9 protein-coding genes are annotated in these 13,649 nt (G+C 36.2%); 4 read left to right on the top strand and 5 right to left on the bottom strand.

Annotated elements, in window-relative coordinates; translation table 11 throughout:
• Positions 1-11: 11 nt before the first annotated feature.
• The 4 genes from DEU39_RS12930 to DEU39_RS12915 all read right to left on the bottom strand — a co-directional run bounded on the left by DEU39_RS12930 (position 12) and on the right by DEU39_RS12915 (position 6,903).
• Entirely contained in the window at positions 12-2,168 is a 2,157-nt protein-coding gene (locus DEU39_RS12930) for a TonB-dependent siderophore receptor (protein WP_120232252.1), read from the bottom strand.
• A gap of 151 nt (positions 2,169-2,319) precedes the next feature.
• Positions 2,320-5,394, bottom strand: coding sequence for a preprotein translocase subunit SecA (secA, locus tag DEU39_RS12925; protein ID WP_120232251.1), 3,075 nt, complete (start codon positions 5,392-5,394; stop codon positions 2,320-2,322).
• A 122-nt stretch (positions 5,395-5,516) separates the two neighbouring features.
• Positions 5,517-5,738, bottom strand: a complete 222-nt coding sequence (locus tag DEU39_RS12920) for a DUF2795 domain-containing protein (RefSeq protein WP_002662059.1) — start codon at positions 5,736-5,738, stop codon at positions 5,517-5,519.
• A 136-nt stretch (positions 5,739-5,874) separates the two neighbouring features.
• Complete coding sequence (locus DEU39_RS12915) at positions 5,875-6,903, bottom strand: GDP-mannose 4,6-dehydratase (protein ID WP_120232250.1); 1,029 nt, start codon at positions 6,901-6,903, stop codon at positions 5,875-5,877.
• A gap of 89 nt (positions 6,904-6,992) precedes the next feature.
• Here DEU39_RS12915 and DEU39_RS12910 point away from each other — a divergent pair, with 89 nt between their 5' ends.
• Complete coding sequence (locus DEU39_RS12910; protein WP_120232249.1) at positions 6,993-7,790, top strand: DUF2797 domain-containing protein; 798 nt, start codon at positions 6,993-6,995, stop codon at positions 7,788-7,790.
• 33 nt (positions 7,791-7,823) lie between these two features.
• Positions 7,824-10,472 carry a hypothetical protein gene (locus tag DEU39_RS12905; protein WP_120232248.1) on the top strand — a complete coding sequence of 883 codons (2,649 nt, stop codon included), beginning with the start codon at positions 7,824-7,826 and terminating at the stop codon, positions 10,470-10,472.
• Positions 10,473-10,580: 108 nt separating this feature from the next.
• Here the strand turns inward: DEU39_RS12905 and DEU39_RS12900 are convergent, their stop codons facing one another.
• Positions 10,581-10,931 (bottom strand): hypothetical protein, encoded by a 351-nt coding sequence (locus DEU39_RS12900; protein ID WP_120232247.1) that lies wholly within the window; start codon positions 10,929-10,931, stop codon positions 10,581-10,583.
• A gap of 175 nt (positions 10,932-11,106) precedes the next feature.
• On the opposite strand from DEU39_RS12900, the gene DEU39_RS12895 reads away from it, so the two are divergent.
• Both DEU39_RS12895 and DEU39_RS12890 read left to right on the top strand, forming a co-directional pair.
• The gene (locus DEU39_RS12895) at positions 11,107-11,301 is read left to right on the top strand and encodes a hypothetical protein (protein ID WP_047426218.1); all 195 of its coding nucleotides are present in this window, start codon (positions 11,107-11,109) and stop codon (positions 11,299-11,301) included.
• Positions 11,302-11,424: 123 nt separating this feature from the next.
• Entirely contained in the window at positions 11,425-12,471 is a 1,047-nt protein-coding gene (locus DEU39_RS12890; protein WP_120232246.1) for a PA0069 family radical SAM protein, read from the top strand.
• The last annotated feature ends 1,178 nt before the right edge of the window (positions 12,472-13,649 follow it).

Here is a 13,649-nt window from a genome sequence, read left to right as displayed (position 1 = left end):
CCTTTGATTTTTTAAAATTTATATCCTATTGATACTCTCCAGTTACGCGGAGCATTGTAGATCCAGGCATATTCTCCTCCATCACCTCTATATCCGCTGTAAAGCTTTCTGTTAAGAACATTGTTCAACATAAAGTTAATATCGAATTTTTTAGCAACATAAGAAACGCCGAAGTTGGTATCAAAATAATCAGGAAGACTCTGATCTTTTGTGGCACTTACCCCATACCAGGATTGTCTTCCTCCCTGATATTGATATCCTGCAGAAATACCGAAACCATTTAAAACACCATTCTGGAATCTATAGTTGATCCAGGTATTCTGAACATTTTTTGCATTTCCTGGAGACTGAACTCCAATTCTTGCAGGATCTGTGTCTTTGATGGTTTTTGCATCAGTGTAGGCATAGTTTACAATGATGTTCAATCCTTTGATGATTTCTCCTTTGATATCGGTTTCAAAACCTCTTGCTCTTTGTTCTCCGGTTGGAATCTGAAAAGCAACTCCACCGTTTTCATTAGCGTTTCCTGCTACAAGAATATTTTGTCTTCTGATTTCGTATACTGCAAAAGTAGAGTTCCATTTTCCTCCGAACCAGTCTTTTTTCAATCCGAATTCAATATTCTGTCCTCTGAAAGGATCTGTAATTTTGGTTTTGTTAATTCCTGTTCCGGATTGTGGTACAAAAGTCTTATCATAGATTCCGTAAGCAGAAAAGTTTTCATTAATAGAATAACTCACTCCAACTCTTGGGGTAAATTCACCCGCTGTATCTGGTACAACAGGAGTCCCTGGACTTAGATTAGGATATGCGGAATAAGTTTTACCGCTTGTATATCTTCCTGCTAATGTTAATCTCAATTTATTATTAAACATTTCAATCTGATCCTGAGCATAATATGAAGTATATTTTACGCCCTGATCGTTATAAAACGGAGCAGAAGTGTTTAATGTATAAAAGTCAGAAGAAGGAAGTTTTGAAGGATCTACTCCATAATTTACATTATAAATATTTATAGGGAAAGGACCTCCGGCAAAAGATGAAAAGTCTGCATTATACTTTCTGTCTCCATAATCGAATCCCGCGATTATTTTATGAACAATATTCCCTGTATTAAGTGTTCCTCTCACATAGGTCTGGAAAATATGATTTTTTCCTTTTGCCTGCCAGTTGCTTAAGGTTCTGTTGAAAACATTCTTATTGTTCGCATCAAAAGTTCCCCACCAAGAACCTCCGTCGTAATTCAGATCCATATAAGCATACTGTGTGCTCCAAACCCAGTCTTTGAAAAGCTTCTGGTCTAAACTTAAGAATAAACTCTGGTCTTTTACTTCAGTTTTCTTAAAGTTAGGGTCATTAAAGTTGGTATGTACATTCAGTGAAGCATATCCGTCGTTTGACATCAGATAAGCTCCAGGCTGGTTGAATTTTAAGTATTGATAGTTATACTGAGCCGTAAATGTGGTGCTCTTTGTAGGTCTGAAAGTAATGGAAGGGGCAACAATGATTTTGCTTGTCTTATCATTTTCTACCCAGGAATTGTTGGAGCTTCCCATTAAATTGATACGGTAGTCTAAAACCCCGTCTTTTACAAGAACTCCATCCAGATCAGCTTCTCCTCTGAAAAGATTATAGCTTCCCGTTGTGAAACGCACACTGTTGGCAAACTTTCCTGTAGGTTTTTTAGTTACTACATTATAAAATCCGGCAGGATCTCCCATAGATCCCATAAATCCGGCAGGACCTTTTACAAACTCTATTCTGTCTATGATAGATGCGTCAGGATTGATGGGTCCCCAAGTAGAAGAAACATTCATCCCGTTCATGAAAGTAGCAATACCTGCTCCTCTCATGAAAACATTGGAATATACATTATCCCAGTGTTCTACTTTTCTTGCCCCACTTACGTTACGGACTATTCCTTCAGACATATTTAGAGTCATCTGATCAGCAAGAACCTGTGAACTTACAGACTGTACATTTTGTGGCAGCTCAAGAATAGGCGTCTGAATTCTCAGTGAACCTGAAACCTCATTCAGCTTGTACTTCTGATAATATCTTCCGTTAACAACTACTTCTTCAATATCATTGGATTTGATGGTGTCTTTTTTTTGCGCAGAAACCAACATTGTTCCCAGTGCGGAAGCACAGATCAGTACATTTTTCATGAAACTCAAATTTTCTGCAAATATATTATTTTTAACTGTTCTAAATAAATAATAAGATTGATATTTATCATAAAATTATTATATACTGAATAACAAAAAACCGCTATGGTCAATGCCAGAGCGGTTTTTAGATGATATTATTAAATTTTTCTTACGCTGGAATTTCTCCTTTATATAAGAAAGAAATAATTTCTTTGTTTAATTTATCGATCATTTCACTGAATAAATGGAAAGATTCCTGCTTATAGATTACCAATGGATCTTTCTGCTCATACACAGCTCCCTGTGATGATCTTCTTAAGTCGTCCATTTCACGAAGGTGAAGCTTCCAGTTTTCATCGATAATTGATAAAGTGATATTCTTTTCAAAATCATTCACTAAACTTTCACACTGAGTATCATACGCTTCTTTAAGATCAGCTACAATAGTCATTGTTTTGTGTCCGTCTGTGAAAGGAACCTGGATCATTTTGAACATTGAACCCTGATTTTGGTACACATTCTCAATGATAGGGAATGATTTTTCTTTCAACAGATTCAGCTTCATTCTATAATCCTCCTGAGCGGCTTTGAATAAAATATTGGTCAGATCCTGAACATTCTTATTATTAAAATCACTTTGGGAAACCGGAGATTCCATCGTAAATGTTTTAATGATTTCATATTCAAAATCTTTATAATTTCCTGAAGCTTTCCCTTTCGCAACGATAGAATTAGCTACATCAAAAATCATATTGGTGATGTCATACTTCAAGTGGTCTCCGAAAAGAGCATTCTTTCTTCTTTTGTAGATTACGTCACGCTGCTTATTCATAACGTCATCGTACTCAAGAAGTCTTTTTCTTGTTCCGAAGTTATTTTCTTCCACTTTTTTCTGAGCTCTTTCAATAGACTTACTGATCATAGAGTGCTGAATTACTTCTCCCTCTTTGTGACCCATTCTGTCCATCATTTTAGCAATTCTTTCAGAACCGAACAAACGCATTAAGTTATCTTCAAGAGATACATAGAACTGAGAACTTCCCGGATCTCCCTGACGTCCCGCTCTACCTCTTAGCTGTCTGTCAACACGTCTTGAATCGTGTCTTTCCGTACCGATGATGGCTAAACCTCCTGCATCTTTTACTTCTTTAGAAAGCTTAATATCGGTACCACGACCTGCCATGTTGGTTGCAATGGTTACAACTCCCGGCTGTCCTGCTCCAGCTACAATCTCAGCTTCTTTTTTGTGAAGCTTTGCGTTCAATACCTGGTGTGGAATCTTTCTTAACTGAAGTGCTTTTGATAGTAACTGAGAAATCTCAACAGAAGTAGTACCTACCAATACAGGTCTTTTCTGTGCTGTTAATTTTTCAATTTCCTCTATTACAGCATTATATTTTTCTCTGTTAGTTTTGAAAACTAAGTCTTGCTTGTCATGTCTTAAAATAGGACGGTTGGTAGGAATTACCACAACGTCTAATTTATAGATTTCCCAAAGCTCTCCAGCTTCAGTTTCAGCAGTACCCGTCATCCCCGCAAGCTTGTTATACATACGGAAGTAGTTCTGAAGCGTGATGGTTGCAAAAGTTTGAGTAGCTGCCTCAATTTTTACATTCTCTTTCGCTTCGATCGCCTGGTGAAGACCGTCTGAATAACGACGTCCCTCCATGATACGACCTGTCTGTTCATCAACGATTTTTACTTCACCATCAATGACTACATACTCATCATCTTTTTCAAATAATGTGTACGCTTTCAATAGCTGGCTCATCGTGTGAACACGCTCGGATTTTTCAGCAAAATCAGAAAAAAGTCTTTCTTTTGCTTCAAACTCTTCTTCTTTAGAAAGGTTCTTAGCTTCTACTTCAGCAATCTCAGTTCCGATATCAGGAAGTACGAAGAAGTTAGGATCAGAGTTACCCTGAGACATGTATTCAACACCTTTGTCTGTAAGGTCTACCTGATTGTTTTTCTCCTCGATTACGAAGTAAAGATCTTTATCTACGATCGGCATATCACGGTTGTTGTCCTGCATGTATTGCGCCTCAACTTTCTGAAGCAATGCTCTGTTTCCGCTTTCCGATAAGAATTTGATTAATTGTCTGTTTTTTGGAAGACCTCTGTATGCCTGAAGTAATTTGAAACCACCTTCTTTTGTATTTCCTGCAGCGATTAATTTCTTCGCTTCATTGAAAATAGCAGAAACGGTTTTCTTTTGTACTTCAACAATTCTGTCGATAGAAGGCTTAAGAACATCAAACTCCTGTCTGTCTCCCTGAGGAACCGGACCTGAAATGATCAATGGTGTTCTGGCGTCATCTACCAATACAGAGTCCACCTCATCCACGATAGCAAAGTTAAGTTCTCTTTGTACCAATTCTGAAGGTGATGTCACCATGTTATCTCTAAGATAATCGAAACCAAACTCGTTGTTCGTTCCGTAAGTAATATCTGAGTTGTATGCTTTTCTTCTTCCGTCTGAATTCGGCTGGTGATTATCGATACAGTCGATAGACATTCCGTGGAACTGATAAAGAGGACCCATCCAAGCGGAGTCTCTTTTTGCAAGGTAGTCGTTTACGGTTACAACGTGCACTCCTCTTTCCGGAAGTGAATTTAAGTAAATAGGTAATGTTCCTACCAAAGTTTTACCTTCACCGGTTGCCATCTCGGCAATTTTACCACTGTGAAGAATAACCCCTCCGATAAACTGAACATCATAGTGGACCATATCCCAAACTACAGGAGTTCCGGCAGCGTCCCATGAGTTTTTCCAAATAGCTGTGTCTCCCTGAATGCTAACGAAATCTTTTCCTGAAGCGACAAGTTCTCTATCCCAGTCACTAGCAGTTACACGGATTTCTCCATTCTGAGCCCATCTTCTTGCCGTTTCTTTGATCAATGCAAAAGCTTCGGGAAGAACCTGAACCAGAACTTTCTCTTCAATTTCGTAAGATTCTTTCTTTAAAGACTCAATTTTTGAGAAAAGAGCTTCTTTTTCATCAACGTTGGTTGAATTTTTTATCTGCTCTTTTATCTGTTCTATTTGAGCTGTGATCTTACTGGTTGCAGATTTTATATTCTCTTTAAACTCAGCAGTTTTTTGTCTCAACCCATCATCCGACAATTGTTGAATGTTAGGTTCTACAGCTCTGATTTTTGTTACAACTTTTTTTACTTCTTTTAGGTCCTGCGCTTTTTTGTCTCCCAAAAACCCTTTAAGAACTTTGTTTAAAAAACTCATAAATTTTTTGCTTTATGCTTAATGCAAAATGCTTTAAGCGTTTTAAATAACACTTATCGTGTAAATTATATATAAAAAGGGCAAAAAAGCTCTAAGCATGCAGCCTAAAGCTTATCGCTTTATTAATATTCGTCCTCGTTCCAAAGGAAATCCTCGTCAGTAGGATAGTCACTCCATACCTCTTCGATAGATTCATAAATTTCTCCTTCGTCTTCAATAGCCTGAAGGTTTTCTACTACTTCCATAGGTGCACCAGTTCTGATGGCGTAGTCGATAAGCTCTGCTTTTGTCATTGGCCAAGGTGCGTCACTTAAATATGAAGCTAATTCTAATGTCCAGTACATAATTTTCTAATTTTTTGCAAAAGTATAAAAATAGGTTGTATAATAAACTTTTTTATACTTGATTTTCAATTCTTTTTATAATTTTTTCTTATAAATGGCTGTCACAAACTAACTGGCAGCTATGTCAGCAATTTACTTATTGTCGTTTTCTCAAAAACCATTCCACAAATTTTTTTATGCCATTTTGGAAGTCTGTGGCCGGTTTATACCCTATCAAATCCATTGCTTTTGCAATGTCGGCATTGGTTTTTGTGACATCTCCCGGCTGCAATGGCAGAATTTTTTTGATGGCAGATTTTCCCAGCGTCTTTTCGATTGTAGCCACCATTTCAGACAAAGTGATTACTTGATTTTCGCCCAGATTCACAATTTCATAAATTCCTGAATTGTTTTCAAGATAAAGAATAGACTTAGTAATTCCATCAATGATATCATCTATATAAGTATAGTCTCTGGCCGTATTTCCGTCACCATAGAAAGGAATTTCCTGATTTTCCGAAATGAGCTTTGTAAACTTGTGTATAGCAAGGTCAGGTCTCTGTCTTGGCCCATATACCGTAAAGAATCTGAGCTGGATCATATCTATATGGTATAGATTATGGTAAACATGTCCTATAATTTCTCCGCTTTTCTTGGTAGCAGCATAAGGAGAGATAGGATTGTCTACATTATCTGTTTCCGTAAAGGGAATTTTCTCATTGTTTCCATAAACACTTGATGAAGATGCACAAATGAATTTTTTAATATGGAAATCCTTACACAGTTCCCAAAGATTCATAGTACCTCGTACATTCACTTCTTCGTACTCCAGAGGACGTTCAATAGAAGGGCGAACACCGGCAAGTGCAGCAAGATGGATCACCATGTCAATATGATGATTCTTAAAGATGTTTTCAAGACCTTTTAGGTCCCTGATATCCTGCCAATAGAGGGAATATTGGTCTGAATGGGTGAGGGAAACCAAACGCGGAATATCCGTCTCTTTTTCTGAGAACTCAAAATCCGAATTTTTACCGATTGACTCCAAAGTATTTTTAATTTTTACCTGATAGTCATAGAAATCATCAAAATTGTCAATGTTTATGACAGAATGTCCATTTCTTAATAATCGTTCAATTAAATGGGAACCGATGAACCCACTACCGCCTGTTACAAGATAAACCATTTGTATTTTTTATGAGCACAAAAATATAAATTTTACTTTTTGAAAAATATAATCATTAAATTTACTTAAAAAAGTAATATAAATATAATATGCAGTTTCAAGGGCAAATTTTAAAGATGACAAGCGTCGATGCTAAGCCAATCCAATATTATCTCAATCTTTCTGGAGATCTGATCCATATGAATGAGCTGTTTGGAAAGGAGTTAAGCATCAAACATACCGGATTTCAATGTGTAAATTGTGGTGAAAATAAACCAATTTACAGAATGGGATTCTGCAAAAACTGTTTTTTTGAAAGCCCTTATGCAAGCGATACCATTATCCGCCCGGAACTATCTACAGCTCATTTGGGAGTTGCAGAGCGAGATCTTGAAGTTGAAAAACAAATTCAGCTGCAGCCACACACTGTTTATCTGGCCTATACAGGAGATGTAAAAGTAGGCGTAACCAGAAATACACAGATTCCTACAAGATGGATTGATCAGGGTGCAACTTTTGCATTACCCATCGCAAGAACGGAAAACCGTTATGAAGCAGGAATGATAGAAGTAGCTTTAAAAGAACATCTGGCAGATAAAACCAATTGGAGAAAGATGCTGCAGGATGATTTTGAAGGAGAAGTAGACCTTGCTGATTTCCGACAAAAGATAAAAGAATATTTTCCTGACGATTTCCAGAAATTTTATAGGGAAGGAGAAGAACTGTGGATGTTTGATTATCCTTTTGAAAAACCGGAAAAAGTTTCTTCATTTACTTTAGATAAAAAACCAGAGTTTACAGGAAAGCTTACAGGAATTAAAGGTCAGTATCTTGGATTTGAAGGAGGAAATTTTATCAATGTAAGAGGGCATGAAGGGTATGTAATAGAACTGGAAATAAAGAATTGATCTATATAATAGGAAAGAACCAAATCACAAAATATGAAAAAATGGGTTAAAAGGCTATTAATAACTTTCGGAGTCCTGGCAGGAATTCTTCTTGCTGCGAATTTCGGACTGAATCTATGGCTCAAAACCCAACTTCCGGAATACATCAAAAAAAATACAAACTATAAAGTTTCTTACAAAACGCTGGATGTTGATCTGGGAACAGGAAATATCTTTGCAACAGGAATTTCAGTTAACAGTAAAGATCCGCAAAATACAGACGTTATTGGTTTGCAGGGAACTATTGATACCTTGAAAATAAGCCGTTTCGGAATTTATGATGCTGTTTTTAATAAAAGAATCAGCTCGTCAGACCTTTTGTTGGCTAAACCCAATTTAAATGTCATTCTTGCCAAACCTGCCGACCGCAAAACCGGAAAGAAAAGAAATCCGGTTTCATTTGAAAATATAAGAATTAACGAAGGTAAAATTGCTGTTTTCAGGCATACAAAGCAGAAATTTCTGTCTGTCCAACAACTGGATCTGTTTGTAGAAAATTTACAGATGACGGAAGAATCCGTAGAAAATAAACTACCCGTTGTTTTTGACAAATACAGCATCAAAGGACAAAAATTCTTTCTTCGTCCAGATGAAACATATGCGGTTACCATCAGCAGTATAAATACAAGTAACGGACAGATGGCTGTTGAGAATTTCAGGCTGACCCCGCTGCTCTCTTTTGCTCAGTTTAAAAAGTTTTATCCTAAGAAGGCTCAATTATTTGAATTTGCAGTTCCCAAAATGGATTTTACGGATGTTATTTTAAACAAAAATAAAGTTTCACTTACGAATGCAGACTTTGAGAATCCTGTTCTGACAGTCTATAATACAGGAGTAAAGACCAAGAAAGCCGAAAAAAAAACAAATTTTGAAGTTGATTTAAAAAATATAAAGCTGAATAATGCCATAGTAAAGATCACAAAAACGGATGGAAATAATCTTCTGTCAGTAGGGAATCTTAGTGTAAATATCAATCAGCTGATGTTTAATAAAGAAACTTCTGAGCAGGTTATTCCGATAGGATATAAAGATTTTACTATAGCCGCAAGGAATATTGAATATTCCAATGCTCAGAATATTACAATACGAAGTCTTGCGCTGAAGCCTGCAAACGGTGAAATCAGGGACGTCATACTGACACCAGGGCATCCTGCAGAGAGAAAAGCAACAGCAGTGTTAAAAACAGATCATATTGCTTTTAATATCAATAAATTGGAATTCATTGATAAAAAACTGAATGTGGATCTTAAAGATCTTCTCGTAGAAAATGTTAACGGAACTTTTAAAGCAGGTGAAACAACCAATAAATCTGCCGGACCAGGGATTATTAATTCCTTTATCATCAGAAAAACATCCTTAAAAAACTCAAACATTACTTATGATAAAGGAAAACAACCACTGACTTTCCACGATCTTAACGCAACGGTAAATGATATTGAATTATCACCTAGACCTAATCAGAAAGGGCTGTCCTTCAAAGTAAAAGACTATTATATTACCACTAGAAATCTGGCTTATAAAACGCAGTTTTACAATATGAGCCTTGGGCTTATTAAACTGAATAAAAATAAGGTACAGATTAACAATTTTGCCATGAAGCCTCTCGTTTCAAGAGCACAGTTTATCAAAATGATACCCGTTGAAAGAGATCTGTATAATTTAGAAGCCGGACAAATTACTGCAAAAGGAGAGTGGGATCTTTTTTCTCACAACAAAATGGTTAATGCTTCCCAGGTAGACATTGAGTCTGCAAATGCGAATATTTTCAGAAGCAAAATTCCTAAAGATGATCCGAAGATAAAAGCATTATATTCTAAAATGCTTCGTTCTATTAAAATTCCGATGACAATTCATAATCTTGATCTCAAAAATTCTGTTCTGGTATATGAAGAAGATACTCCGGAAAGTATGGGACCCGGAAAGCTGACCTTCAGTAATTTTAATATGAACGTTAAAAATCTGAACTCTGCCAAAATAAAAGGAAACCCCACAAAAGTGGATATTAAAATCAATTGTTCTTTCATGAACCTCTCACCACTTTCCGTCAACTGGAACTTTGATGTGGCTGATCAGAATGATAGATTTGCAATTTCAGGGAAAACTTCCAATCTCCCTGCAAGTGGAATCAATCCCTTTATCAGACCTTATCTTCATGTGACCGCTACTGCAGGAACTATTCAGGAAATGCTTTTTAACTTTAAAGGAAACCCTGCCGGATTACACGGAACTTTTAATCTTAAACATAAAGACTTAAAAATTGCCGTATTAAATAAGAATAACCATGAGAAAAAAGGGTTTCTGACTGCAGTAGCCAATATTTTTCTGAAATCAGATTCAGGAAGCTTTCCGGAAGCTGTTACGGTAGAAAATGTAGAACGTGACCCTACAAAGTCTTTCTTTAATCTTTTCTGGAGAGGAATAGAGCAGGGATTGAAGAAAACCCTGATTGGTAAAAATGTTGAAAAAACAGAAAAGAAAGTCAAAGAAGCAGTTTCTTCTGTAAAGGATATGAAACAATCGGTAAAAGAAATAAAACAGGAAATAAAAAATAAAAAAGAAACTCCCCAACCGGAAGCAGAGAAAAAAGAAAAGAAAGGTTTCCTGAATAATGTGTTCAGAAAAAAGGAAAAAACTGAAGAATAATTCTTTAAACCATTAAGACAGATCCTTTTGCGGCCAGTCATAACCACTGTACAGTTTTTAATTGAAAACAACCTTAATGGTTTAAAAAATTAATATGTGATTGAGTTGTTAAAAATTGAATTCATCACTTTCCTGAATAGGGATATCTCTTAAAAACTTATCAAATTCTTCGCCTGGATAATTGCTGTCTGCACCATAGGAATCTATAATCATCCCACGATTTCCTGCATTGTCCTTCACAACATAAAGTACAGCATTATCATCAGGATTGCTGTCTCCCTCGAAGCGATAAGTTTTTAAAATGACCAGTTCAGAGGGTTGATACACCTTGTCAGAGTTTTCAAACTTCATTTCACATTTATCATTCATTCTGAACTCCCTGTGTATTCCTCTTTCAGAGAGTGTTTTCATCACCTGGCTCAAGGTCGTCATTCTGTCTATGTTTTCTGGATTTTCCATAATAATATTTTTATTTTTAAGTACAATAATTAAACCATTGCAAACTTTAAATATAAGAAAAATAGCAGATTGCAATTTTCCTAAAAATAAAGTTGAATGTTAACAAAATTTATAATTAAAAAAAATAAAATAGGTATGCTTTTTGCAATGGTATCAATAATAAATCAGAGAAAATATGAAAAAAGAAGTTGGAGTTTTACTGGCAGGAGGAGTTGGTCTTTTGGCAGTATTGAGTTTAATAAGCATTAAAAAAATTTTGACTAAAAAAGATAAAAAATATAGTGATTCCTATTCGGACTATCACAGACACTTTGATGAAAAAAATAATGATGATGAAACTCATGGAGTAGAATTATTCGCGCTGAAGTAGTAAAAAAATATATTTAATTATGTTTAAATCCAACGCTTTTGAAAGTGTTGGATTTTTTTTGTGGAAAACTTTAATGTTAAAACTCATTATTTTATAAAAATTCCATTCTAATTTTACACCGGAATGCAAAACGAAAATTTCATAAAAGGTCAGGGAGCTCAGCGAAACGTTGTCAATCGTTTCGACAGGTATACCTATGAACCAGAAGATGAGGATTTCGAAACCGTAAAGACTTCTTTTACGGAAGTATTTCCCAAAACCATTGTCAATCAGGTCAAAAGTGAAGACCTTCCAATGGAATATTCGATGAACCCTTATCAGGGATGCGAACATGGCTGTTCTTACTGCTTTGCAAGACCTACTCATGAATACTGGGGTTATAGTGCCGGGGTTGATTTTGAAAGAAAAATTATGGTAAAGAAAAATGCCCCTGAGTTGCTGGAGAAATTTTTTCAGAAAAGAGGATACAAAGCTGCCCCGATTCTATTGTCAGGAAATACCGACTGCTATCAGCCGGCCGAAAGACAATTTGAAATTACCAGAAAATTACTGCAACTCTGTCTTGATTACAGACATCCTGTCAATATTTTGACAAAAAATGCACTGGTACTAAGAGATCTAGATATTTTAAAACCTATGGCAGAACAGAATCTGGTATCTGTTTCTCTAAGCATTCCAACCATCAACGAAGAACTGAGACGAAAGATGGAGCCGAGAACAAGCTCTGCAAAAAATAAATTAAAAGCAGTTGAAATTCTTTCTGAAAACAATATCCCCGTACATGTAATGGTAGCACCCATTATCCCAGGACTCAATAGTGATGAGTCTTTAAACATATTAAAAGCTATTTCGGATGCAGGTGCTTTAGGATTCGGTTATACCCTTGTAAGACTAAACGATACCGTGGAACCAGTTTTTATAAACTGGATTGAAACCCATTTTCCGGACAGGGCGCAAAAAGTTTTAAATCTTATCCGCTCCATGAGAGGAGGAAAACTGGGTGATAAAAGATATTTTGAACGACAGAAAGGAGAAGGGAATATTGCAGAAATGATTCATACCACCTTTAAGATCGGCAAAAAGAAGTTTTTTGAAGGCAAAGAGTTTCCAAAGCTTTCAACGTCTAACTTTACTGGATCCCGTGATCAGCAGCTACGGTTATTTGATTAAGCTTGCCTTATATATATAATATAAAAGAGAGCCTACCTCTTTATTCTTCTTCCCGCACTCCCAAACCCTTTTACTCTCAAACTCTCGAACTTTTTTCAGGAGCTAATTCCTGCTATCCATTTCTACTCCTCGCGCCAGCGCTCTCCTACGCTCCAACCCACCACTCTCCAACCCAAGCTGCGGGGTAACCATTTCTATCAGGGCTAGGGTAGGAGTCGTTAATGATAAGTGGTTAATGATGAATGATGAGGTTCTGGTTATTGAGTTTCGAGGTTCGAGTTTCCAGGTTCGAGTTTCCAGGTATAAAAGGAATATTGGTTTGAATTTTCATATTGTAGATTTCTATGGAAACATATTATTGAGTATCAATCTCTATTCCTATTGTGTCATTCCGCAGGAATCCAAGCTTCTTTATGAGAGTATTAAAAGAAGTAAAATACCAATATAACGTCTAAGGCCTTTTAACAGTTAGTATTAGCCATGTCATACTGAGCTGAGTCGAAGCATTATAATTAATTACGGGTACAGGAGTTAAATCTTATTGTTCTATATTATATATAAATATACTCTTCAGTCTTCGTTGAAGAAAGTCAGCTCTCTAGTCTAGTCTCTCTATTATATAATATATACTTTATTTGATCATAGCCACCCAAAACCCCGAATCTCACATTCCCTCTTCACACACAGATCCCCCCAACCTCCAACCCACTTACTCTCCAACCACACCTCCAAACAAATGTTTAAAATTTTTCTCTCTGCCTTCCAGCTGATTAGGATAAAAACCTCTCCGAATATGAAATTTATGTTAAATAAACTTGTTTTGCGTTGTATGAAGTTACTATCTTTGCCCCACTGAAAAACGAAAGACATTCAGTAGCGCAGAAGCGCCTTTAGATGGGCAAAAACGATATTACTTCCAAAAAGAAACGGACGAAAAAAAAACTTTAAAACTTTTTGTAAAAAAAGTTGCCAGTTTAAAAAGAGTTTGTATCTTTGCAGTCCCAATTAGAGGGAGCGCAGGAGTAGAGAGATTGAGGTTTTGAGAAGGATTAAGGTTACTTAAAAAACTTTAAAATTTTCTTCAAAACATTTGGTCATTAAAAAATAAAGTTTTACTTTTGCACTCGCAAATACGGAGCGACACTGACAGAGAGATTGCTTCGTTAAAAAGCGAAAGA

It is taken from the genome of Chryseobacterium sp. AG363, from assembly GCF_003610675.1.
GTDB classification, from domain to species: Bacteria; Bacteroidota; Bacteroidia; order Flavobacteriales; family Weeksellaceae; genus Chryseobacterium; species Chryseobacterium cucumeris.
Note: the sequence above shows the minus strand (reverse complement) of the source record. Positions and strands in the feature narration are given on the sequence as shown.